The organism is Caulifigura coniformis, assembly GCF_007745175.1.
Classification (GTDB): Bacteria; Planctomycetota; Planctomycetia; order Planctomycetales; family Planctomycetaceae; genus Caulifigura; species Caulifigura coniformis.
Map to the genome: position 1 here is coordinate 3,708,562 of NZ_CP036271.1, position 21,615 is coordinate 3,730,176.

Consider the following 21,615-nt stretch of genomic DNA (forward strand, 5'->3'; position numbering starts at 1 on the left):
AACGCGACACGCCGCCACGCGCCGCCAATCGCGGCAAGTTGCGTGAGCTATTCACCAGTGAGGTTGCACTTCGCGCGCCGATGCCGGCGGTCCGTGTGGACGGGCCGGTCGTCACCGGCGATGGAGGCGAAGCTGCAGTCAGCAGGAAAATGCTCATGACCGCCTTTGCCATCGACTCCTCCGAACCTCGACAGGCCGCTGCTTCCCGTGAGGCGAGTCTCATGCTGCGTCCCATTCGCGGCCATGCAGACTCCCCCCTGATTCCGCTGGGAATCGGCCGGTACGTGATCGGTTCCGGGCCGGAGGCCGATGTGCGTCTGGAGACGAAGGGGGTCGACGCCCAGCACGCCGTCCTGCTGGTCGGCCCGCAGCGCTCCATCCTCAAGGCCTTCTCCCGTCTCACCTGGGTGAACGACGGGGTGGTCCGCGAGTGCGCTGTCAGGCCCGGAGACCGCATCTGCATCGGGCCCGTCGAATTCGAAGTGCTGAAGGCGAAGCCGCGTCGCAGGAAACCGGCCGTCGCGTCCGAACCGGCCCCGCGCCCCGCCGCGGCCCCACAGTCGCTCCTCGACACCGGCATCTCCGGGTGGACGACGACGGAAGTGCACGCGGCCGCGCCCCGGACACTTCTTCCATCGACCGTTGACACCGGCGCGGCATCGCGGCGCGAGAAAATTATCGGGGAGCTCAACGCAGAGCTTTTGAGCCAGTTGGCCCACCTGGTCGAGCGCGAGACGGTCACCTCCGCCCGCGAGCGTCGCCTGGTCGAGCAGACGGCCCAGGTGGAAGGTCGTCGCCGCGTCGCCGATGAACGGCAGACGGAACTCGAGCGACTGCAGGCGGAACTCTCCCGCGCCGACCTGGACTGGCGCAGGAAGTCGGCCGAGTTTGCCGAGCAGGCTGTCCAGCTTCGGGCCGAGCGTGAGACTCTCGAACGCGACCGTTCCAGGCTGGCCGAGGAGGTGAGCCGGCTCGGCAGCCAGGGACAGGCACTCGAAGAACGAAAGGCCGCTCTCGACGTCCGCGAAGCACGGCTGGACGAGCAGCAGGCCGCACTCGAGGCGCGCGCGAACCAGCTGAACGTTCAGGAACAGCGTCACGCTGAGTCGGTCGCGCAGGTACTCGAGTCGTCGAAAGCCTGCAACGAAGACGTCCAGCGTCTGGCTGAACAGCGGACGCTGCTGCAGCGGACCGAGGAACAGATCAAGATCGAACGCGAACAGTTCGAACAGGAGCGGACCGAATACGTCTCCGACCGCGACAAGCTGTTCGCCGAGCGGGCACACCTCGCCACACGCGAAGTCGAAATCTCCGAGTTGCGCCGCCGCATCCACGAACAGCAGGCGGAACTCGAGGCACGCGACCGCGAGACGCTGCGGCTCCACGACGAAGCCGCCGGGCAGCACTCCCTCGCCCACGACGCGGCGGCGGCGCTCTCCGAACGCGAGCAGCGGCTTGCCGAGGAGGAAGAATCGCTCGCCCTTCAGCGACACGTGCTGGATGAACGGAAACAGGAACTCGACGAGCAGCATGCCGCCTGGATGCTCGAAAGGCACACCGAAGGGGCCCGCCTGAATGCGATCTCCCGCGACGCGGATCATGAGTCGCAGGCCGAAATACAACTGCTGCGGACTCAGCTCGGCGAGCTTCAGGCGCGGTTGAGAGAAGAACGTGGTTTCTGGGAGATGGAACGCGCCGAACTCGCTGCCACCGCCGAAGCGGCCGCTGCGTCGGCCGCGGTTCCCGTCATTGAGGCAACGCCTCACGAGCCGGGCAGCGAGACTGCACTGTCGGCCGAAATCGCACAGCTGCAGGCACAGCTCGACGAGGAACGTGCCCGGTTCGAGCAGGCCCGCGAGACCTGGGAGACCGAACAGGATCTGCTCCTCCGCGATCGCCAGACGCTCGAAGCCGAATGGCGCCGCCTCGAGGCCCGGACGTCTGAACTCGAACAGGCAGTGCAGGCCCCTGCGCCGGAAGCAGCCCCGTCGGTTCCACCGCCGATCCCGCAACATCTCTGGGGAGATTTCAACGACCAGGGCGTGCAGCAGCAGGAGACCGAACAGTCGTGGGGGGCCGTCGAATCACACCCGGCCCACCACGCGGAGTTCGAAGACGCTGCTTCCGACTTGCCGCATTCCTCCGACTGGAACGAGGCCGATCCAGACCAGCCGCACTCCGGTTTCGGGCGTTACGAGGAATTCCCTGAGGGTCAGGCGTTTGACGACCAGCAGTCCCTGTACACGTCCGACACCGCCGATGTCGACGGGCATCCCTACGATCAGACGGACGGCGACGCGTACCAGGCCGAGTCCACTGCGGAGCACGACGCGCCGCAGTCCGGCGCTGGCGACGTTCTTTCGCTGAGGGCCCAACTGGCTGAGATGTTCGGCCTGCAGCCGACGGTCGACCATGAAGAGAACCGGGCGTTCGACGATTCGACTCCTCAGTCGCAATACGGCGTCGACTCTGAACAGTCGTTCGAGTCTTCAGAGTTCGGGTCCTCTGGATTCGAGGAATCGGCGTCTGAAGAAGAGGCAGCAGGGGAAACGGGTGGGTTCACCGCAGGGGGCTTCTCGAGCCCGGGCGAGGAGGAGCACGACGCAACGGGCGAACAGACCGATGAAGACATCATGTCTGCGTATCTTGCCCGTTTGCTCAAGAAAACTCCGGAACCGGAAGAGCATCGCCCGAAGCCAGTCCTCGCCGCCGAACCTGTGATCACGCCCAGTGAGGCGGACGAGTCGGCTCAGGAGCCTGAGATCCGTCAGGCCCGGCGGCTCAATGCCGAAGAAAAGGAGACGCTGCGAGCCAATCTCGACTCGTTCAGGGAACTCGCCAATCAGCAGGCGCGGGCCGCCGTCGCCAAGCACAAGTCCAATGAGTTGAAGAGCGGCATGCAGTTGACGTCAGTCGTCGCGGTCCTCGTCGCCGTGGTCGGCGCGATCCTGCTGTCCGCGGAATTCTGGAGCAGCCAGTCGTATCGCGTGTACGGCATCCTCTGCACGGTGGTGGCCGCTGGACTGGGCGTTTACACGCTCGTCAACGGCGTGCGGATTCGGCGCCTGAAGTCGATCGCCCGGTCCACCGCGGAGATGGCCGAAGCACTCGCCGATGATGAGGAAGGAGAACTCGAGATTCCTGCGACGAACCCCGCCGCGGGCGAGTGACTCTCATTGGGGCGAAACCGCTCCTGGAAAAAGGAAAAAGCCCGGCGGATACGCCGGGCTTTTTCCTTTGAGAAGGACTTACTTCGCGCGATCCGCCTGCGGAACGTACTTCGGCAGCTTCTGGTCGGCGAAGATCGGCTTCAGCTTCGCAAACCGCATGCGGCCGTTGATCATCGGGACACTGATCCAGTCGTCGCCGATGAGCGGGCGGGCATATTTCAAAAAGTCATCCGTGACATCCATCCCGTCCTTGGAGATCCATTTGTCCGGGAACTTGCGATCTTTCTCCGCGACCTCGGCCAGCGGGGCCTTGTCGTACTTCACCTGGTAGTTGTTCCAGTCGGTGCGAAGAATCGTGGCCATGTAGCCATGCTCGCCAGCTCCCGCAAGGAGCGCCGCCTTCTGGCCGACGTAGTACGCCTCTTCGAGGTCGACCGTCGACGCGTAGGCCATGCTGTGCCGTTGGTCGGTGCCGGGCACGTTGCAGCGGGCCGAACCCTTCACGGCCAAGCCCTTCTCGTTGAGGTAGTTCGTGATGATCTGGGCGACGGTGATCTGAGAGGCGCTGAACTGGGCGTGGCCGAACGAGTCCTTCCGGATGCCGATATCGCCGACGTCGAGGCCTTCCGAAACGACGACCATGCAGCGGCCGTGCTTCTTCAGGGTCTCGTTCACGTTCGAGTGGATCTGCTCGAGCGACGTCTTCCGCTCGGCGAGATAGATCTGCAGCGGCAGTTCGCGATTCGGATCGGCGAGACGTGCGGCGGCCGGGATGTAGCCAATCTTCCGGCCCATCGCCTGCATCACGAGCACCGGGTCGGCCGGGCAGCTGCCGTTGTTCTCTTCGTTCGCCTGCTGGACGTAGTGCGCCCAGTAGCGGGCCGTCGAACCGTAGCCCGGGGTGTGGTCGACCAGCTTGAACTCGCTGTCGCCGACGTCGTTGTCGATCGTTTTCGGACCGCCGATGCCGACCACATCGAGTCCGCGCTTCCGGGCGATCTCGGCCACGGTGTGCGCCGTGTGCATCGAGTCGTTGCCGCCGATGTAGCAGAAGTAACCGATGTCATGGGCCTTGAAGATCTCCATGATCCGGTCGAAATCTTCGTTCTGCTTTTCCTTCAGCTTGTAGCGGCAGGTCCCCACCGAGCCGGCGGCCGGAGTCGTGCGGAGCAGGGCGATCTCTTCCGGGCACTGCGCCGAGAGATCCATCAGCTCTTCCTTGAGAACCCCTTCGATGCCGTGCCAGCCGCCGTAGACCGTTCCGATCTCGGACATCTGGCGAGCGGTCTCGACGATGCCGCGGAGCGTGTTGTTGATGACGGGAGACGGGCCGCCCGACTGGGCGACGATCATGTTCTTGGGCATGAGACGGCTTCGGTAAACGCGAAGAGAGTGATGAAGAGAGTGATTCTGTGCGGCCACGGCAGGCGGAACTGCGGGGCGCGAAAGCGTGCGATGCTAGACCGAAAGCGGTCTGGCGTGAAGCGGCGGGCTCATTGGATCAGGGCGAGTCACATTTTCACAAGAGGCCGTCTCTCGTCACCGCATGTCATTTTGCGGCAATGGCGCAACCCAACAATGAATTGGCCCATCTTGAAGAAGTGACCAGCCGTGCGCGGAGTTCGCAGGCTCGGGCGGGGATTGGGAAAACTGCGGAGGTATTTGACGCCGAGGGGGCGAGGAGGGCGCGTTGTGTGGGTGGTACTGTACTCCTCGCCCTCTTTCCCTGCGGAAGTTCAGCGGAGGGATCGGGAGAGCGTGCGTGATGCAGACATGGAGCGGGCCGGGCCGGGGTGTGTGACGACAGGTTGATGGTGGATGTGTTCATAGGTCCTCCATCATGACGGGGGCGGTTGCGCGGGAGGGCCCGGAAGTCGGAAGTGCTTGGACGGGTGGGGATTGGGGCGGGGCGAGTCACTTTTTCACCGTCGGTCGTTTCTCGTCACCGCAGGTCATTTTGCGGCAACGACGCACGCCAACAACGAATTGGCTCATCTTGAGAAAGTGACCAGCCCTGCTCATTCGATCCACGGCTCCCGAACTGCGTCCGGGCATTGCCAGCGGAACCACGCCCTCTATTTCCCGACGCCGAACTTCGGTGAGGACGGCGTTGCCGGGCCCGATCCCGACTGCTGCCGCTGGGCGGCGCTGTCGAGGATCAGCCGCATTCCGCTGGTCGAAGGCGTGAACGGGTCCTTCAGGAACCAGGGTCTGTTCACCTCGACGTCAGCAAACGCGTAGACGTTCCGGCTCGTGCCGGCCGGATCGAAGGTCTGGATGCTCTGCGGCAGGAAGGTCTGCGAATCGAGCAGCACTTCGGCCTTCGACCATTCCCGGCTGTCCTGCTCCCGAAGAGGAACGGCGATCACATGCAGGCAGGGAGCCTTGTATCCATTCGGGATTTTCCCGTGCATCGGACCAAGCTGCATCAGGTAGCGTTCCTTGGCTTCGTCCTTCTTCAGGCCGAAAAGGAACGGGAGCGGGCTCTCCTTGATCGACTCTCCCTGGTACTGCTGGGGAATCGCGATGCGGTTGTATTCCCGCTTGTCGTGAAAGATCTGCAGGATTTCACTGCCGTTGCAGTTCCAGGTCTCCCACTCGCGGCTCTGCACCTGGTAGGGGGCGCCATTCGGCCCCTTGAGACCCTGGTTGATCAGCTGGCCGGCCGCATTCTTCGCAACCCGGCTCAGGTCGGCCTTCTTGAAATCCATCCGCCCCTTATCGGGGCTCTGGTACCAGAAGTCGCCGACCGCGCGGGTCTCCATCTGGAAGATTTCATCGTAGGTGTAGAGGCGAAACGTCCCGTTGAGACGCTGCACTCCCTGCGAATGCTTTTCCCACGCCGTCAGCCATTTCTCGAGTTCCGGCGGAATCTGATAGCCGGGCGGAATCGAGTCCTTCAGGTTCTGCGAACCGGGACGGCCGACGTTGGGAATCGACGAGCCGGCAGAACTGTCGGCCGTTTTGACTGGATCAGCAGGATTCCCCAGCAGAACGGAACCCGGGCCTGCGGGGCGGGGAACGCGATCCCTCGCATTGGGCGCGATCCCCTGGTCGAGCTGCGAAAAGGCAGGGGTGACGCAAAAGACGGCGAACAGCCACGCCGCGAGCGGGGCCGTTGAAGTCGGTGACACCTTGGTCCAATGCGTCATTGCAGCGGAATCCTTTCCTGCGTTCCCGTCCGCCCGGCACTTCGCGATTCGATTCAAGTGCGGCATCCTGCCCGACCCAAAACGAAACGCGCCTGCGGCCTGACGGCGGGGCGCGGAATTTAGCTTCGGCAGCGGTTGGCCGCCTAGACCGTTTTTGTCCTCGCCCCACCCATCCGGAGGTCGCGGCCTTCTCCAGTTTAACCACGTTGACACGGCCGGTCGGACCCGGCGGACATTTGCGCGACCCTTCTGATGGAATCGGTCGGGGGGATTCGATGACTTGCTGAAAATCTGCCGGTCCGGAAACCGATAACGAGGATGACGCGTGAAGAGGGCGAGGCCGAGGACGGACTCGCACACGATTCCTCTGGGGGCGATCGATGGCGACATTCAGCAGGCGAATTCTCTGTCTTGGAGTCCTGGCCCTCGTTGTCCCGGGACTGCGGGCCCTCGCCGCCGAGGCGCCCCCCGGCGGGATTCGCTGGCAGACCGACCTGAAAACCGCCCATCGCCTGTCGCGAGAGACGAACAAACCCATGTTGTTCGTATTCGGCGCCGATTGGTGCACCTGGTGCAAGAAGCTGGAGAAGTCCACGCTGACCGACCGTGAACTCGTCGCCTACATCAACGAGAACTTCGTTCCGATCCATATCGATGCCGATCGCGACCCGCGAGTCGTCGAGATTCTCGAAGCCGAAGCGCTGCCCTGCGCCGTCGTGCTCAGCCCCAATGCCGATCTGATGGGACGCATCAGGGGGTTCAAGGACGCGGCGGGCTATCGGGCCGCACTGGCCTCGACGAAGCAGGCCACAACGGGCGTGACGCCCGTCTCGGGAACCAGGTGACCTGCAGTGCGGTCGCCTTTGCAAACGCCCCGCCGGTCCGCCACAATTTCCGTGTCATTCCAAATTTGACACGGAGCGTTGCATGCGGTGGGCGGTCGAGAACTCTGCACTTCTGGCACAGAACCTACTGGCCCAAGTTGACCTCCTGGCCCAGGTTGGAAACCGACCTGTGCGTTCGCCGAGCCAGGTCGCGATTTTCGCCGTGATCGGGATCGTCATCCTGCTCGGGCTGGTGTTCCTGATCCTCTTCGTGCGGTACTTCAAACTCTGGCTGCGGGCATTCGTAACCCGGGCCCGGATCAGTCCCCTGGCGATCGTCGTCATGGGCCTGCGAAAAGTGAACCCGACCGCGATCGTTGACGCGAAGATCAGTGCTGTACAGGCCGGATTGACCGATATCAGCACGGCCGCCATGGAGGCTCACTTCCTCGCCGGCGGTAATCTCCAGCGCTGTATTCGAGCATTGATCGCCGCCCATCGGGCCCGCATTCCTCTCGACTGGGACACTGCCGCGGCGATCGATCTGGCAGGACGTGACGTCCTCGACGCTGTGCGCACGAGCGTCGATCCCAAGGTCATCGATTGTCCTGATCCCAGGCTTGGCCGCGGCACGCTCGACGGTGTCGCGAAAGACGGCATTCAGTTGAAGGCGCGCGCCCGGGTCACTGTCCGCACGAACCTCAGCCAGCTCATCGGCGGGGCGACGGAAGACACCATCATCGCCCGCGTGGGTGAGGGCATCGTGTCGGCCATTGGCTCCTGCCAGACCCACAAGGAAGTGCTCGCCAACCCGATGCTGATCGCCCGGGCCGTGCTCGAGAAGGGGCTCGATTCCCAGACGGCGTACGAGATCGTCTCAATCGACATTGCCGACATCGACGTGGGGGACAACGTTGGCGCCCGTCTGCAGGCTGACCAGGCGGAAGCCGACGTGCGCGTCGCCCGGGCCAAGGCCGAAGAGCGACGGGCGGAAGCTGTCGCGACCGAACAGTCGATGCGGGCCCGTACTCAGGAAAACCGGGCCAAGGTGGTGCTCGCCGAAGCCGAGATTCCGCGGGCCATGGCGGATGCTTTCCGGAAGGGGGCGATCCGCCTGAATGGCGATCGTTCCCACGGAGGCTGACGCTCGCGCGGGTTGATCCGCGCGATGGAGTTGCCGGGCGTCGCGGCGGGAACGTCGACGCTCGCACGGGATTGCGGCAATTTTGGCCGCAGTCCGCCGGGTCAGAATCTCGATGGAGGGGATTGACCCCGGGAGACTTCCCGCGAGGATATCGGTGCAGCCGAAAGGCTGTGCGGCCGGCTGCGGTTCAAAACCGGAAGTCCGGCCTGAGACGCCAGGAGGCGCTCGCGATTGTTGAGAATCGTGCTGTTAAGCAGTACGATCCGGGCGAACAGGGACGTTCACGGAAGTTGTAGCGGGCTGACTGTGAACTGACCTGGATCCTGTTTTCCATGACCACCATGCCTCAGACATTGTCCTCCGAGCAGCAGGAAATCCTGCTTCGGGGTCTGCGCTTCGTGAAGAACGCGGTCGCGCTGGAAATGATCGACTACACGCCGCAGGTCGAAGCCGACCGCCGGCGACAGTACGCGGCGATTGCAGAACTTGAAGCGTTGATCAACGGCCGGAGTGCTGCCGTTCCGGCACGCTGATCCGGCAAGGAAGCGGCTCGCCCGTCATGCGGTACACTGACGTCTGTGTCGAGTCGTTTGCCTGTACGCTTCCCGACGACGTCGTCACGTCCGCGGAGATCGAAGCCCGGCTTGCCCCGGTTTACGAGCGGCTGGGGCTGCCTGAGGGCCGGCTTGAGCTGATGACGGGCATCCGCGAGCGGCGGTTCTATCCGAACGGGACCCGTCCCGGTGCTGTCAGCGCACGCACCGTTCGCAAAGCGATCGAAAAAACGCATCTCACTGCCGGGCAGATCGGGGCCCTGGTCCACGGCTCGGTTTGTCGCGACCAGATGGAGCCCGCGACTGCTGCGGGCGTCCACAGGGCCGCCGGGCTTCCGTCCGATTGCATGATCATGGACGTCAGCAACGCCTGCCTGGGCTTGCTCAACGGCATGCTGCTGATTGCCGACCAGATCGAACTCGGCCGGATCAAGGCCGGCGTGGTCGTCGGAACCGAAACCGGGCGGGATCTTGTGGAAGGAACGATTTCCCGGCTGCTCGCCGATTCCCGGATCACCCGGAAAGACATCAAGCGAGAATTCGCGTCGTTGACGATCGGGTCGGGATCAGCCGCCATCGTTCTCACCCACCGGAAGATCAGCCAGACGCAGCGCCGTCTGTTGGGGGGCGCTGTCCTCGCCGACACGTCCAACAGCGAACTGTGCGCAGGAGGCGACCAGGCGGCTGCGATGGGGGCCGCGGCCCCGCAGATGCAGACCGATTCCGAAGCCCTCCTGCACGCCGGAATCGCACTGGCCGAGAAAACCTGGGAACGCTTCCAGCGCACACTCGAATGGTCGGCCGCCGATGTCAGCAAGTGTTTCACGCATCAGGTGGGGAAGGCTCATCGCCAGCTGCTGCTGGAGAAGCTGGGCCTGAGCCAGTCGATCGATTTTCCAACGGTCGAGTTCCTGGGCAATACAGGAGCGGCCGCTCTTCCGACCGCCGCGGCTCTAGGGTACGAGCAGGGGCATATCGCCGCGGGCGACCGCGTCGCCCTCCTCGGGATCGGCAGCGGCCTCAGCTGCATCATGCTGGGCATCGAAGAGGCCCGCTGAAACGCGCAGCGTCCTACCCGGCAACAGCCTGCTGATTCCGCGAACCCCACCACAATTGCCCATTCTCGAGGGGGCAGTCAGCGGCTCGCGATCGTGAGGGCACGGCCTTGAAACGCTCGCTCCCAGGAGTGCAGAGGGAGGGGCGCATGGTGAGGCCCTGATTCATGCAGGCAGGTCGGGCGGCAGGATCTGCGCGAAACGTCACAACCCAGCCGGAACATTCCACCGTCTCGGGGGGCCCGTAAGAACCTGATTCATGTGCAGATTCAGTGAAGGGGCGCGGCCAAGTCTGCCGAAACCTTTCCAGACAAATGCGTGCAAGCTGCACGGTGGAGACGAATGTCTCCGGATTCGGCCACGGAAGGAAATTGCAATGCGCCATCGTCTTCGCCTCTTCACTGGCATGACCTGCGAAGAGGAAACCCCGAAGGTTTCCGTCAGCTTCGGCGAGTTCCGGAGAATCGTGGCCGACGCCCAGCGTGTGCAGAGAACCTGGCTCGGCGACTTCGACGGCGAAACGCTGCAGATTCCGGAAGACCTCCTGCACGTTCTCACGGCCTACCGCACGACCATGCTTCCCGGGGCCTGAACAGTCAGTGGATCGCGAGCCGCTGCATTGTGGGAGCAGCGGCCGCGATGAAGGGCTTCTTGCAGCGTCACAGCTCCGGATCAGGGCGTCACGGGCTCTGCCGGCGCGGTCGTGAGCGACGTCCGCCCGGGTTGACGTCTTTTCCCCAGCCAACGGCCCCGGGGCGTCCGGCACGCAGGGGAGCGGCCTACTTCTTTCCGTAGACCGCCTGCGGGTCAAAGACCCGGCTGCCGACGACGCTGATGGCGCCTGACGTCGGGTCGATCTTCCTGAAGAAGCAGGAACGATAACCCTCGTGGCACGCCGCGCCACCGATCTGGTTCACCCGGACGAGCAGGGTGTCGGCATCGCAATCGAACCACAGCGACTTCAGCTCCTGCACGTTGCCGCTCTCTTCTCCCTTTCGCCACAGCTTCTTCCGGCTGCGGCTGTAATAAACGACGCGCCCCGTCTTGAGCGTCTCCTCGTACGCTTCGTGATTCATATAGGCCAGCATCAGCACGTCGCCCGTCGCGTCATCCTGCGCGATGACGGGGATCAGTTCGGTCTTCTGGAAATCGGGAGCAGAGGCGGACGCGGACATCGGAACGGTGATGAGGGAGAAGGGGGGAAGCGACAGGCGTGGGACACAGCCTCGAAGGCACGGTTCGCAATGATAACAGGCGGGGGCGTCCTGTGAGTCGCCACGGGGAGGCCGGTCGTCTGAATCTGAAGTGGACCGGTTTTGTCACCCGGATGTCGCACCTATGATCCAGTGCCCTCGTTGAGTCATTCCTCCTGGTCGCCCAGCCCGAAACGGATCTGCCATGGACCTCAAGCTCGCAGGAAAGCGGACGCTTGTGACCGGTTCCACGAAAGGGATCGGCCTCGCGATTGCGACGACGCTCGCGCAGGAAGGGGCCAGAGTCATTCTGAACGGCCGCTCCGCGGCGTCGGTGGCAGAGGCGCGCGAGCAACTGCGCCGGAATGCTCCGTCCGCGACCGTAGATGACTTCGTCGGCGATCTCTCCGATGCGGCAGTCGCCGCGCGGCTCTACGAGGCGTTTCCCGAAGTCGACATCCTCGTGAACAACCTGGGGATCTTCGAACCCAAGCCGTTCGAGGAGATTCCCGACGCCGATTGGCGTCGCTTCTTTGAAGTCAACGTCCTCAGCGGCGTTCGCCTGAGCCGTCTGTATCTGCCCGGAATGAAACAGAGGAACTGGGGGCGGATCGTCTTTATCAGCAGCGAAAGCGGCGTGCAGATTCCTTCGGAGATGATTCACTACGGCATGACGAAGACCGCGCAGCTGGCCGTTTCGCGGGGACTGGCCGAAACCTGTGCCGGCACTGCCGTCACCGTCAACGCCGTGCTTCCCGGGCCGACGCGCTCGGCCGGCGTCGACGAATTCGTCAGCCAGCTGAGCAAGGGCAAGCCGTTCGATCAGTTCGAGCAGCAGTTCTTCGAGGAAATGCGACCGACCTCGCTGCTGAAACGCTTCGCCACCACGGAGGAAGTCGCCAGCCTCGTCGCCTATGTCTGCAGCCCTCTCGCGTCGGCCACCAACGGCGCGGCGTTGCGGGTCGATGGCGGAGTCATCCGCTCCTGTTTCTGAACATCCCTGCGGGGCGCACGTCGTGCCTGAGGGGAGTCAGTGCTCGTGCCTGCCGGGATCGTCGCGCAGGTGTGTCTGGTCGCGGTGAAAGTGAATGTCCGGCCGCTGCTTGAGCAGAGCCGACAGCCCTTCGTCCGTGCATTTTCCCCGATCGAGATACAGGGATTCGAGTGCTTCAAGTCGGGCGAGGGCAGGGAGCGCGGCATCGGTGATCGGAACGTCGATCAGATGGAGAAAGCGAAGCTGCTTGAGGCCGCCAATCCCGCTCATTGCCGCATCCGTCACCAGCGGAGCCCTCAACCGAAGTTGAACGAGGGGCAGCCGGCAGAGTGCACCCGCGCCCGCATCGGTGAGGGAGTCGGACCATACGATCAACTCGGACACCCCCGGCAGCCTTCCCACGGCCGTCGCCTGCGAATCGGTCAGGTCGCCGCCGAATTTCAGCCGCCGGAGCTTCGGCAAACCTGTGAGCAGTGAGAGGTCGGCCCCCTGCGGAACTCCTGCATCGAGTTCGAGGACTTCCAGTCCTTCGCAGCCCGACTGCAGTTCCTTCCAGTCTGAATCGGAGATCGGAGCGGACATCGAGATTGCTCTCTTGTTCCCGGTGCGGACGGCCTCGATCTGCTCCTTCCAGCCGGCCTGCGGTGCTGGAACAGCGGTCTCCGTTGGGCGGCCCGGCTCGCGGCAGCCCGACTCCAGCACCGCCGTGGCGATGGCGACCACGAACACCAGTCGCTTCAGCCATTCGCCTACGGGCACGAACTTCGATGCCACGACGGCCCGCGTCGGGACGAGGCCGGCCACCGTGGCGGGATCCGCAGTCAGCAGAACCATCGGCGCTTCCGCGGGCCAGCTTGCGTCCAGTTCCGTGACAACGGGGAGCACGGCCTCGACCGGATCGCCGTCGACAACGCACAGGTCCGTACCCGAGTTCGTCACGCTGTACCCCGCTTCCTGCAATTGCGCTGTGAGAACGTCTCGAAAGGCCCGATCCGCGCTCACCACTCGTGCGCTGCCTCCGCTGCCTGTTCGTGGCATCCGTGTGGAGTGATCAGCCGACGCGATCTCTTCGAGTCCGGCCGTCAGCGGCAACGGCGCGCGTTCGCCGCGCAGAGTTTCAACTTCCTGTTGAATCCGTCGTGCGAGGCCCGGCCAGTCAACGATGACGGCGGCGGGCCAGTCGCCTCGGGAACGGAGCAGGGAAGCGCACCACGGTGAACGGACGCAGACGATCCGGGCACCGGCAAACGCAGCCAGGAATCTCCGGATGCTCTCGCCGGAAAACTGGTCGGGATGATCGAGGGCGATGCAGACCATGGCCGCGTCATCCACGCGCGTCGGAAGGTCGGCCCGCTCCCGGACCATGAACGCGTCGCGCTCCAGCAACGGCCGAAATTCGGCGCGACTCGATTCGACTCCGATCAGCCAGGCGTTCAGTGCGGCTCCCCCTGATGAGTAGTGCTGTCAGGGGGACACCATCCTCGAACTCGGCCCTCAGGGACAAGTCCACCAATCCTGCCCATCCCGCCGCCCCGCACGGCGGCACAGATTACCGGACCCGGACAGCTCTCCGAGACCGCAAAGTCACTCGATGTCAAGGGGCTATCGCGGCAGTTTCTGCCGAAGTTGACATCCAAGTGAACTCGTTGCCGCGGCTACTGTCGTCGAATGAATTACAAACTCGCCGGGAAACGAATTGGAAAATTGACCTTGATTCCCGGGCTGAGGTTTTTGCTTCGCGCGCAATGGAATGCGTGCAAGGCTGCGATTTACCTAGCGAAATCGCATTTCTGACGCTGCGTGCCTGGGCTCGGCACGCCCTTCGCAATTGTCATTTCGCGTCGCCGGGGTGCGACGGTCGAGATGCCTCGACTGGCCTCGAACGACGGTAAGCCAGCGAAACTTTTCCAAGGATACGGAGCGAATCATGTTGGTCCTGACCCGCAAGACTGCTGAAACGATTCAGATTGGCAACGACGTTGTGATCAAAGTGATCTACTGCGGCCGAGGCCGGGTGAAGATCGGTGTCGAAGCTCCGGGAGACGTGCGTGTCGTCCGGGGGGAATTGCTCGAGCCGGCTGCCATCAAGCGGCTGCTCAATGTCACCGTCGAGAACACCCGCCCCGCCGCTGTCCCGGTCGCCTGAACCACCCTTCAGCTTCTGTCTCTCTCACTGCGTCTGACTTCACACCTCTTCCGCAAGGACATCGGCAATGACTGCTCGATCCACTCTCACCAAGATCCACTCGAAGTTGTTTCAGCTGATCACCGGCCTGCTGCTGCTCGCGGCGGTTGTCGCCGCCGAATCTCCGGTCGTGAAAACCTCGGTCACGACTCCTTCCTTCAACCCCGAGACCAGTGCGTTGCTGTCAGCTCCCACGGCTGACGAGGACCTGCTTTCTGTCGGCGAAGAGTTTCATCCGGAGGTGGGCATCGGCCCGCCGACTCGTGTGACCCGCACGGCCTTGAGGCCTGAGGCGGGGAGCAACTCGAACTTCGTCCTTCCCATGCAGCCGGGCGCTCCCGTCCTGGGTGGGCAGTCGATCGGAGGCCGAATCGGCCAGCAGTGGAATGTTCCGGAGCCGGCGCCCTACGCCCCGAAGACTCCTTCGCAGACCGAGCGGACTCCCCAGGAGAAGATCGCGGCCCGGGCGCTCGATTCGCGGATGGTCGGATTTCAGCAGACCGCTTCGTTCAACCAGATCGCCAACCTGTTCACCGAAGCATCGCGGATGATCGACGCCCGGCATGTGAATCCTCCTTCCTACGAGCAGCGGACCTCGGCCGCCCTGGCCAATGTGGCCCACGCCATCTCCAGCCCCGAGTTCCTGCAGGCCAACCGTGTGAATCCGAACCCGCAGGCCGTTGCGGCCCTGCAGCAGGAACTCATGCAGATGGCTCAATCGCAGCCGGCACGCAGCTCGGGCGAAGCCCTGGGCCTGATGCAGTGGGCCGCGGAAATGGCCAGCCAGCGGATCGGAGTCCGTCGTGAAGCGATTGCCCTCGAATTCCTGAACGGCACCCTCGATTCGCTCGATCGGTACTCCGCCTTCGTCCCGGCGAAAACCCAGATGGGACCGAGTGCGGCCCTCGAAGAACGGATTGTCGGCATCGGCGTGGAACTGAAGACGCATGACCGCGGCGTGCTGGTGATGAGCGTGATCGACAACGGTCCTGCGGCCGGAGCCGGTCTGCGGAAAGGGGACGTGATCGTGGCCATCAACGGCCGCAGCCTGGGGGGCCTCGGCCTCAGCCAGGCGGCGGACCTGATCGGCGGACCCCAGGGTTCGGCGGTGCAGATGGTGGTCGACCGTCAGGGGCAGCAGTTCCAGGCCTCGGTTGTTCGCCGGTCGGTGTATGTCAGCAGTGTGGTTGATGCGAAGTTCCTCGATTCGAGCCGCACGATCGGTTACGTCCGGATCAAGCAGTTTTCAGATTCCACCTCGGAGGACCTGGCCAAGGAGATGGCGAAGCTGCACAACGCCGGGATGAAGTCGGTTGTGCTCGACCTGCGTGGGAATCCAGGCGGACTGCTGACCGAGTGCGTCGAAGTCAGCGACCAGTTTCTCCCCGCCGGCACGATCGTGATGACGAAAGGCCGCACGTCGGGTGACAACTCGAGCTACTCGGCCAAACGCGCCGGAACCTGGAGCATGCCGCTGGTCGTCCTGGTCGACGATCACAGTGCCTCGGCGAGCGAGATTTTCGCGGCCGCAGTCCAGGAAAATGGTCGCGGAGTGGTGGTGGGCCGGAACTCCTACGGCAAGGGAACCGTGCAGACGCACTTCCCGCTGCAGTCGGTTTCGGGAGAACTGAAGCTGACGACCGCCAAGTTTTACTCCCCGAGCGGTCGTGAAATGTCGGGACACGGCGTGCAGCCGGATGTCCAGGTCTCCAAAGCACCGGGGGCGATCGAGACGGACGAGATGCGTGATCCAGATCTCCTGGCGGCCCTGCGGGTGATGCAGGGCGGGCGGCCCGCGCAGCTCGCCCAGGAGGCCGGACAGGTCAACCGCCACCTCGGCGGAACCTTCGGCCGGTGAACGCAGATTGAACGTCGAGACAAGACAGGTCGCAGCCTGACCCAGGGCTGCGACCTGTTTTCGTTGAATCCGCCGGGCGGGCCGGGAGAAAACCGGCATTGTCAGCCGGAGCAGGGCGGGGGTAAAAACCGCACCGTTTCCGACGATCGGTGAACGTCACCGCCATCGCCGGCCCGCTGCGAATTTGTCACAGACCGTTGTCGTTCTCCAGGGCGGCGATGGCGGGCAGGATGCCCTTTCATGTCGGAACATTCCGGTTTTCCACGCCTCGCGGAGTCGTCCCGGCCGCTGCCGGTGACGTTCGGGGAAATCGCAGGTTTTGCGAAGGACCCCTATGCCTGCATGCACGCGCTCTGGCAGGAACACGGCGATGTCGCCGCGCTCCAGGAGGGAGAGCAGCGGGTTTACTTTGCCTTCGGACCGGAATTCAACAAGCAGATCCTCACCGATACGCAGCGCTTCCATTCCCGCTTCTTCGCGATCCGCGGTCCGAAGAACTCGCCGCAAAGGCGGCTGACAAGCGGGCTGCTCAGCATGAATGGCGACCTGCACAAGCAGCATCGCCGGACGGTCCAGGAGCCGTTCCAGAAGCGGGCCATCGTCGGCTATCACGACGCCGTCCTCGGCGTCTCCGAGGAAATGACCCGCGAGTGGTCTGCCGGATCGACACTCGACATCAATGAAGAAATGACGCAGTACATGCTGCGTCTGACGAGCCTGATCGTCTTCGGCCTCGATTGCCGCGACCTGGCCCTGCGGATCGGTGAACTCACCGAAACGTGGGTCGCCTTGAATCACAAGGTCGGAATCACCGCCCTCGTTTCGGATCCCAGTACGGCCGAAGACTACGAACGCCTTCTCGATGTCGCTGTCGAACTCGAGAAAGCGGTCAAGGAAATGATCGCTCTCCGGCGCAGCGGCCGCGTCGGTTTCGATGTGCTTTCTCTGCTGCTCAGGGCTCACGACGTCGACACGACTGTCAATGACGACCAACTCGTCGGTCACATCGTCCTGATGTTCGGCGCAGCCCACCTGACCTCGGCCCATTCGCTCACCTGGACGCTGTTCCTCCTCGCCCAGCATCCCGAGGTGATGAGTCAGCTTCACGCGGAACTTGACGCGAATCTCAATGGTCAGCCCCCGCGTCCGGAGCACCTGGAAGGACTGACCGTCCTCGACCGGGTGCTCAAGGAAAGCATGCGCATCCTGCCGGCGTCCTCATTCCTGCATCGCATGACGGCCGAGCCCGTGGAGATGGGACCCTTTCAGCTTCCCGCCGGGGCGGTCGTCATCTTCAGCCAGTTGATGACGCATCACATGCCGTCGCTCTATCCGGAGCCGGAGAAGTTCCACCCGGATCGCTGGCTGACGTCGTCGCCGTCCCCCTATGCGTACCTGCCGTTCGGCGGCGGCGCCCGGATGTGCATCGGCGCGGCCCTCGGCACGATGCAGCTCAAGATCTCGCTGATCCGCATGCTGCAGCAGTTCAGGTTCTCCATCCCCGCTCACACGTCGGTCAACGCACGCGTCATGTCGACGATGCTTTTTCCGGTCGGCCGGATCCCGATGCAGATCGAGAAGCAGGACGGGCAGTTCTCGGCGAATCCTGTCCGGGGCAACGTCCTGCGGTTTGTCACGCTCCCCGACAAACAGGCCGCCGCCGAGCGGAAAGCGGCGTAATCACCCCGCGGCTGCTTCGCGCGTCCATGATCCGAAGTCGTGCTACGGCTCTGTGAGCCGTACGATTGCGGAAACGACGGCAGCCATACGTTCGCCGTACACCGTCAGTCACCGGCCTTCCCGTCGCCGCTTCGAAGTCGGGCCTCGGCTCTGAAAGCGCACGGCCGAGACGGCCGTGGCACGGCGTTACGACGGGAGCCGAACGGAAATCCGCTCAACCGGCGATCGGCGCGATGTCGCCGGTTTCGGCCATCTGCTTCAGCAGACGTTCGATGTCCTCGTCCGAGGGGGTCTCTCCGGCTGCCTGCTGTTTCCGGAAGTGCGAGCTGAAGTCGTTGAGTTTGGTCACGAACTGGGCAAGGTCGGTTTCATCGATCCGGTCGATGAACAGCACTCCGTCCAGGTGGTCGTTCTCGTGCTGGATGACGCGGGCCGGCAGGTCGTCGATCTTCACCCGGAACGGCTGTCCATCAAGGTCGAAGGCCTCCACGACGATGGTCTCCGGACGGGACACATCGGCGTACAGTCCCGGAAGGCTCAGGCAGCCTTCTTCGCCGACCGCGGAGCCGCTGCGGTTCCGGATGACCGGATTGATGAAGACGACTTCTTCGTCCTTCTTCTCGGGATCACCGGAGACATTCACGACGAACAGGCGCAGGGGAAGTCCGACCTGGTTGGCGGCGAGGCCGATTCCCTTGGACTCATACATCAGCTCGAACATCCGGGCGACAACGGCGCGGAGGGTGTCGTCAATGCGGGTGACGTCTCGGGACTTCCAGCGGAGTGCGGGGTGGGGATAAGGGACGATCTGCATTGAGCGAAACGCTTGGGGGATAGAAGTGGAAGTCGGGCCCAAACCCGCATAGTGGCGGATGGCGGGGGGGAGACGCAACGGGGCGGAGTCGAGTTGCGGGCTGGGAAGTTGTCGACTGGCGGGATGCTCGCGCGAAACGCCGCCCCACGCGCAGCGGCCACGGAATGGTGAGCCGGACATGGATGAAGACAATCAAATTGAGCACATCGCCTGCGCAAACTCCATTCGGCCAGTCGTCTCAGGATTTCCGGGGAAAAGTGGGCCTCAGCGACAGTCCACAGATCAACGCTCTCTCTCACACGCTTCGCGGCTTTGTGACGTCGAACTCGACGGAGTTTGACGCGCTTCCCGGAATGGTCGAGAATCGGGCGACGCGGTATCCCTCACGAGCAGGCAGACTGATGACGAGCGGGCCAGATTCCACACAGCGCTGTGAACGGAAAACCATCCGCTTCTGGCGGTGCGGGCTCGTCGCCCTGATCGGCCTGACCGGGGGGCTGTCCGGTTGCGGTCAGTCGACCTATGCGGAGCGAGTCAACCGCTCCAGGGATCTGCTTGCCTATCATGCCCGGCTCGACCAAAGTCTGCAGGCGGAGTGGGCCCGTGCCGACTGGGGACTGGCCCTGCGGCCTCCCGTTCGCTTCCGCCTGATGCCGGCGCCTCCTCCTCCGAAAGCCAACGAGGAAGGACTGGTTGAGGTCGTCCCCGACACGCGCCAGCCGGCCTACCTCGGTGTCGAGTTGCCCGGGCTCGTGGCCGCCTGGGAAGTGCCCGGCGAGGCATTTATCTACCTCTGCAGCAATCATCAGCGGTTTGTGGATTCCCAGGGCTCGACGGCCACGGTCGCGGAGCCGGAGACCTTCCTCGCCGATCTGGAAGCCGTGTTGCAGCAGGGGTTCGAATTCACACTCTCCGCAGAGCCGGCCCGCGGACCGGCGGAGCGGCACGCGAAGTTCGCGGAACGCATTCCGCTCTCGGACCAGTTCGCGGCGCCCAAGGCGTTTGACTCGATCCGCATTGAGAAAGAGTCCGATCCCAAATTCGCCGCCCACGTTTACGAGCACCTGGCAGGCAGGATTCAGGTGGCCCTGATCGTCGTCTACGCGCCGGCCAATCCCGGGAACTTTGAGAACGGGGCCCGCACGGCGCTCGAAACGATTCGCGTCGAACCCGTCGTTCCGCGCGCGGCTGTTCAACCGGGAGGCGCCACGCCGGGTGGCATCGCCCCCCGGCCCTCGGCCTTTTAGTTTCCATGCCAGAGAGAGGCCTTCACGACGTGCAGGGGATCGAGGGAAGCGAACCCGCGATTGCGACGCCTCGACCGGCGCGTGTCATCTCCGGCAAGACGCTGGTCATCGGCATGTTTGCCTTTGGGCTCTTGCTGACCGGTCTGCTCTATGCGTACTGGGATCTGCACACGCGGCCGTTCCGGCCGCTGCAGGATGCCATCGCGCGTGTGATTCCCGGTTCGCAGCCGCGCGTCATCGGAGGGCGGCACAAGAGCCATCGGATCGGGGCCCCGAAGACTCTCAGGATCATCGTCGAGGTGGACTACAATCCCCTGGACGAAGCGAACCAGGCTCGGCGCGACGAAGCCGTTCGGAAGATTCTCGAACTCGCCAGGACGCAGCACGACGTTTCGCCCTATGAAAAGATCGAGATGCATCTGGAGCATCGGGTTCCTGAGAGGCCGCCGGTCGTCTGGTCACTGATTCAAACACCTGCGGATTGGGAAGCATTTTCCGCCCGCGAGGCCGTTCCCGGGAGTTCGTCGTGAACATCAACCGCCGCAAATTCTTCGGCAGCGTGACGTCACTCAGTCTCGGGGCCGCAGTCGGTCGTTCGCTCCTCGCCGCCGACCTCCGCGGTTCGATTGCCGACGTTCAGCAGCGGATGGTGAAGATTTTCGGGGCAGGGGGGCTGGCCGGCCTGCATGCCTATGGAACAGGCTTCCTGATTTCCCCGAACGGGCATGTTGCGACGATCCTCAGTCACGTGCTCGACTCCGACGTCGTCAACGTCGTCCTGCACGATGGCCGCCGGATCCCCGGCCGGGTCGTCGGGACAGATGTGGATCTCGATCTCGCGGTTCTCAAGATCGAAGCGGAAGGGTTGCCCTCGTTCGACTTATTCAAGGCGGTGGACGTCAGCCCCGGCACGCGCGTTCTGGCGTTCAGCAACATGTTCAAGGTTGCTTCGGGCAACGAGCCGGTGACCGTGCAGCGAGGAGTGGTCGCCGCAAAGGCCAGGTTGTCGGCCCGGCGGGGACGGTTCGCCGCCCCTTACCGTGATGAGGCCTATCTCCTCGATGCGGTGACCAACAATCCGGGGGCCGGTGGGGGAGTTCTGACGACGCTCGATGGCCGTCTCGTGGGCGTTCTTGGTCGTGAACTGAAGAATCCGCAGACGCAAACCTGGATCAACTACGCGGTCCCCGCAACGAAACTCGCCGCGACGGCCGATGCGATCGTGAAAGGGGAGTTCCGACCGAAGGACAAGTTTGCCGCCGATGAACCGGAGGGGACGGGAGTGACACCCGTCGATCTCGGTCTGGTGCTCGTTCCGGACGTGGTGGCTCGCACGCCTGCCTATGTGGATGACGTCGTCGTCGGTTCGCCGGCGGCCAAGGCCGGACTGGCGGCTGAAGACCTCATCGTCTTCGTGAACAGCGATCTCGTGGCATCGATTTCCGCCGTGAAAGACGCGCTCCAGCAAAGTCGCCCGGGAGACGACGTCACGCTCACAGTCCGCCGTGGGGACGATCTGGTGTCGGTGACGCTCCGCGTCCCGCCCAGGGGAACCAGGTAGCCGCGCGCACACCCGCATCTGGTCGCAGACTCTTCGTGACCGGCAAGGTTTCACTCACCGGCGTCTTCGTCAGCCTCGGCGGGTTCAGGTGGAAGACCCCGCTTGTTCGAGACCGCGGGCGGTCCGACGCATCCGGACGTCGAAGGACGACCGATCTCAAGGGATGCCGGATGGTCTCCTGTCG

18 protein-coding genes are annotated in these 21,615 nt (G+C 63.8%); 13 read left to right on the forward strand and 5 right to left on the reverse strand.

The window, feature by feature from the left end:
* The first annotated feature begins 221 nt into the window (after positions 1 to 221).
* Positions 222 to 3,170 carry an FHA domain-containing protein gene (locus tag Pan44_RS14960; protein WP_197453342.1) on the forward strand — a complete coding sequence of 983 codons (2,949 nt, stop codon included), beginning with the start codon at positions 222 to 224 and terminating at the stop codon, positions 3,168 to 3,170.
* A 78-nt stretch (positions 3,171 to 3,248) separates the two neighbouring features.
* Here the strand turns inward: Pan44_RS14960 and Pan44_RS14965 are convergent, their stop codons facing one another.
* Together Pan44_RS14965 and Pan44_RS14970 are read right to left on the reverse strand one after the other, a co-directional pair.
* Positions 3,249 to 4,535, reverse strand: a complete 1,287-nt coding sequence (locus Pan44_RS14965; RefSeq protein ID WP_145030824.1) for a diphosphate--fructose-6-phosphate 1-phosphotransferase — start codon at positions 4,533 to 4,535, stop codon at positions 3,249 to 3,251.
* Between the two features lie 710 nt (positions 4,536 to 5,245).
* Positions 5,246 to 6,322 (reverse strand): hypothetical protein, encoded by a 1,077-nt coding sequence (locus tag Pan44_RS14970; protein ID WP_145030825.1) that lies wholly within the window; start codon positions 6,320 to 6,322, stop codon positions 5,246 to 5,248.
* Between the two features lie 380 nt (positions 6,323 to 6,702).
* On the opposite strand from Pan44_RS14970, the gene Pan44_RS14975 reads away from it, so the two are divergent.
* From Pan44_RS14975 to Pan44_RS14995, 5 genes are all read left to right on the forward strand, one after another.
* Positions 6,703 to 7,167, forward strand: a complete 465-nt coding sequence (locus Pan44_RS14975) for a thioredoxin family protein (RefSeq protein WP_145030826.1) — start codon at positions 6,703 to 6,705, stop codon at positions 7,165 to 7,167.
* 127 nt (positions 7,168 to 7,294) lie between these two features.
* Positions 7,295 to 8,290 (forward strand): flotillin-like protein FloA, encoded by a 996-nt coding sequence (gene floA / locus Pan44_RS14980; RefSeq protein ID WP_390620644.1) that lies wholly within the window; start codon positions 7,295 to 7,297, stop codon positions 8,288 to 8,290.
* A gap of 332 nt (positions 8,291 to 8,622) precedes the next feature.
* Positions 8,623 to 8,823 carry a hypothetical protein gene (locus Pan44_RS14985; RefSeq protein ID WP_145030828.1) on the forward strand — a complete coding sequence of 67 codons (201 nt, stop codon included), beginning with the start codon at positions 8,623 to 8,625 and terminating at the stop codon, positions 8,821 to 8,823.
* 26 nt (positions 8,824 to 8,849) lie between these two features.
* Positions 8,850 to 9,902 carry a 3-oxoacyl-ACP synthase III gene (locus Pan44_RS14990; RefSeq protein WP_145030829.1) on the forward strand — a complete coding sequence of 351 codons (1,053 nt, stop codon included), beginning with the start codon at positions 8,850 to 8,852 and terminating at the stop codon, positions 9,900 to 9,902.
* Positions 9,903 to 10,275: 373 nt separating this feature from the next.
* Positions 10,276 to 10,491: a hypothetical protein gene (locus tag Pan44_RS14995; RefSeq protein WP_145030830.1), complete on the forward strand. Its 216-nt coding sequence runs from the start codon at positions 10,276 to 10,278 to the stop codon at positions 10,489 to 10,491.
* A gap of 187 nt (positions 10,492 to 10,678) precedes the next feature.
* Here the strand turns inward: Pan44_RS14995 and hisI are convergent, their stop codons facing one another.
* Positions 10,679 to 11,074, reverse strand: a complete 396-nt coding sequence (hisI, locus tag Pan44_RS15000) for a phosphoribosyl-AMP cyclohydrolase (protein WP_145030831.1) — start codon at positions 11,072 to 11,074, stop codon at positions 10,679 to 10,681.
* Between the two features lie 223 nt (positions 11,075 to 11,297).
* Here hisI and Pan44_RS15005 point away from each other — a divergent pair, with 223 nt between their 5' ends.
* Complete coding sequence (locus tag Pan44_RS15005; protein WP_145030832.1) at positions 11,298 to 12,086, forward strand: SDR family NAD(P)-dependent oxidoreductase; 789 nt, start codon at positions 11,298 to 11,300, stop codon at positions 12,084 to 12,086.
* A gap of 36 nt (positions 12,087 to 12,122) precedes the next feature.
* Here Pan44_RS15005 and Pan44_RS15010 read toward each other — a convergent pair whose 3' ends face one another.
* A complete protein-coding gene (locus Pan44_RS15010) occupies positions 12,123 to 13,472 on the reverse strand; it encodes a hypothetical protein (RefSeq protein WP_145030833.1) in 1,350 nt (449 codons plus the stop codon).
* Positions 13,473 to 14,013: 541 nt separating this feature from the next.
* On the opposite strand from Pan44_RS15010, the gene Pan44_RS15015 reads away from it, so the two are divergent.
* The 3 genes from Pan44_RS15015 (at position 14,014) to Pan44_RS15025 (ending at position 17,809) form a co-directional block, all read left to right on the forward strand.
* On the forward strand, positions 14,014 to 14,232 hold the full coding sequence (locus tag Pan44_RS15015) for a carbon storage regulator (protein WP_145030834.1): 219 nt from the start codon (positions 14,014 to 14,016) through the stop codon (positions 14,230 to 14,232).
* Between the two features lie 67 nt (positions 14,233 to 14,299).
* Entirely contained in the window at positions 14,300 to 16,129 is a 1,830-nt protein-coding gene (locus Pan44_RS15020; RefSeq protein ID WP_145030835.1) for a S41 family peptidase, read from the forward strand.
* Positions 16,130 to 16,369: 240 nt separating this feature from the next.
* On the forward strand, positions 16,370 to 17,809 hold the full coding sequence (locus Pan44_RS15025; protein WP_145030836.1) for a cytochrome P450: 1,440 nt from the start codon (positions 16,370 to 16,372) through the stop codon (positions 17,807 to 17,809).
* Between the two features lie 214 nt (positions 17,810 to 18,023).
* Here Pan44_RS15025 and def read toward each other — a convergent pair whose 3' ends face one another.
* Complete coding sequence (gene def / locus Pan44_RS15030) at positions 18,024 to 18,623, reverse strand: peptide deformylase (protein ID WP_145030837.1); 600 nt, start codon at positions 18,621 to 18,623, stop codon at positions 18,024 to 18,026.
* Between the two features lie 182 nt (positions 18,624 to 18,805).
* Here def and Pan44_RS15035 point away from each other — a divergent pair, with 182 nt between their 5' ends.
* From Pan44_RS15035 to Pan44_RS15045, 3 genes are read left to right on the forward strand one after another with little or no spacing between them, the layout of a single operon-like run.
* A complete protein-coding gene (locus Pan44_RS15035; RefSeq protein ID WP_145030838.1) occupies positions 18,806 to 19,870 on the forward strand; it encodes a hypothetical protein in 1,065 nt (354 codons plus the stop codon).
* Positions 19,871 to 19,875: 5 nt separating this feature from the next.
* Entirely contained in the window at positions 19,876 to 20,400 is a 525-nt protein-coding gene (locus Pan44_RS15040) for a hypothetical protein (protein ID WP_145030839.1), read from the forward strand.
* Complete coding sequence (locus Pan44_RS15045) at positions 20,397 to 21,431, forward strand: S1C family serine protease (protein WP_145030840.1); 1,035 nt, start codon at positions 20,397 to 20,399, stop codon at positions 21,429 to 21,431. The genes Pan44_RS15040 and Pan44_RS15045 overlap by 4 nt, the downstream gene beginning before the upstream one ends.
* Positions 21,432 to 21,615 lie beyond the last annotated feature (184 nt).

Coding starts and splice junctions, on each gene's coding strand:
- Pan44_RS15015 (WP_145030834.1), top strand. CDS start 14,014: ATGTTGGTCCTGACCCGCAAGACTGCTGAAACGATTCAGATTGGCAAC.
- def (WP_145030837.1), bottom strand. CDS start 18,623: ATGCAGATCGTCCCTTATCCCCACCCCGCACTCCGCTGGAAGTCCCGA.
- Pan44_RS14985 (WP_145030828.1), top strand. CDS start 8,623: ATGACCACCATGCCTCAGACATTGTCCTCCGAGCAGCAGGAAATCCTG.
- Pan44_RS14975 (WP_145030826.1), top strand. CDS start 6,703: ATGGCGACATTCAGCAGGCGAATTCTCTGTCTTGGAGTCCTGGCCCTC.
- Pan44_RS14970 (WP_145030825.1), bottom strand. CDS start 6,322: ATGACGCATTGGACCAAGGTGTCACCGACTTCAACGGCCCCGCTCGCG.
- Pan44_RS15035 (WP_145030838.1), top strand. CDS start 18,806: ATGAAGACAATCAAATTGAGCACATCGCCTGCGCAAACTCCATTCGGC.
- hisI (WP_145030831.1), bottom strand. CDS start 11,074: ATGTCCGCGTCCGCCTCTGCTCCCGATTTCCAGAAGACCGAACTGATC.
- Pan44_RS14995 (WP_145030830.1), top strand. CDS start 10,276: ATGCGCCATCGTCTTCGCCTCTTCACTGGCATGACCTGCGAAGAGGAA.
- Pan44_RS15005 (WP_145030832.1), top strand. CDS start 11,298: ATGGACCTCAAGCTCGCAGGAAAGCGGACGCTTGTGACCGGTTCCACG.
- Pan44_RS14990 (WP_145030829.1), top strand. CDS start 8,850: ATGCGGTACACTGACGTCTGTGTCGAGTCGTTTGCCTGTACGCTTCCC.
- Pan44_RS15025 (WP_145030836.1), top strand. CDS start 16,370: ATGTCGGAACATTCCGGTTTTCCACGCCTCGCGGAGTCGTCCCGGCCG.
- Pan44_RS14965 (WP_145030824.1), bottom strand. CDS start 4,535: ATGCCCAAGAACATGATCGTCGCCCAGTCGGGCGGCCCGTCTCCCGTC.
- Pan44_RS15020 (WP_145030835.1), top strand. CDS start 14,300: ATGACTGCTCGATCCACTCTCACCAAGATCCACTCGAAGTTGTTTCAG.
- Pan44_RS15040 (WP_145030839.1), top strand. CDS start 19,876: ATGCCAGAGAGAGGCCTTCACGACGTGCAGGGGATCGAGGGAAGCGAA.
- Pan44_RS14960 (WP_197453342.1), top strand. CDS start 222: ATGCTGCGTCCCATTCGCGGCCATGCAGACTCCCCCCTGATTCCGCTG.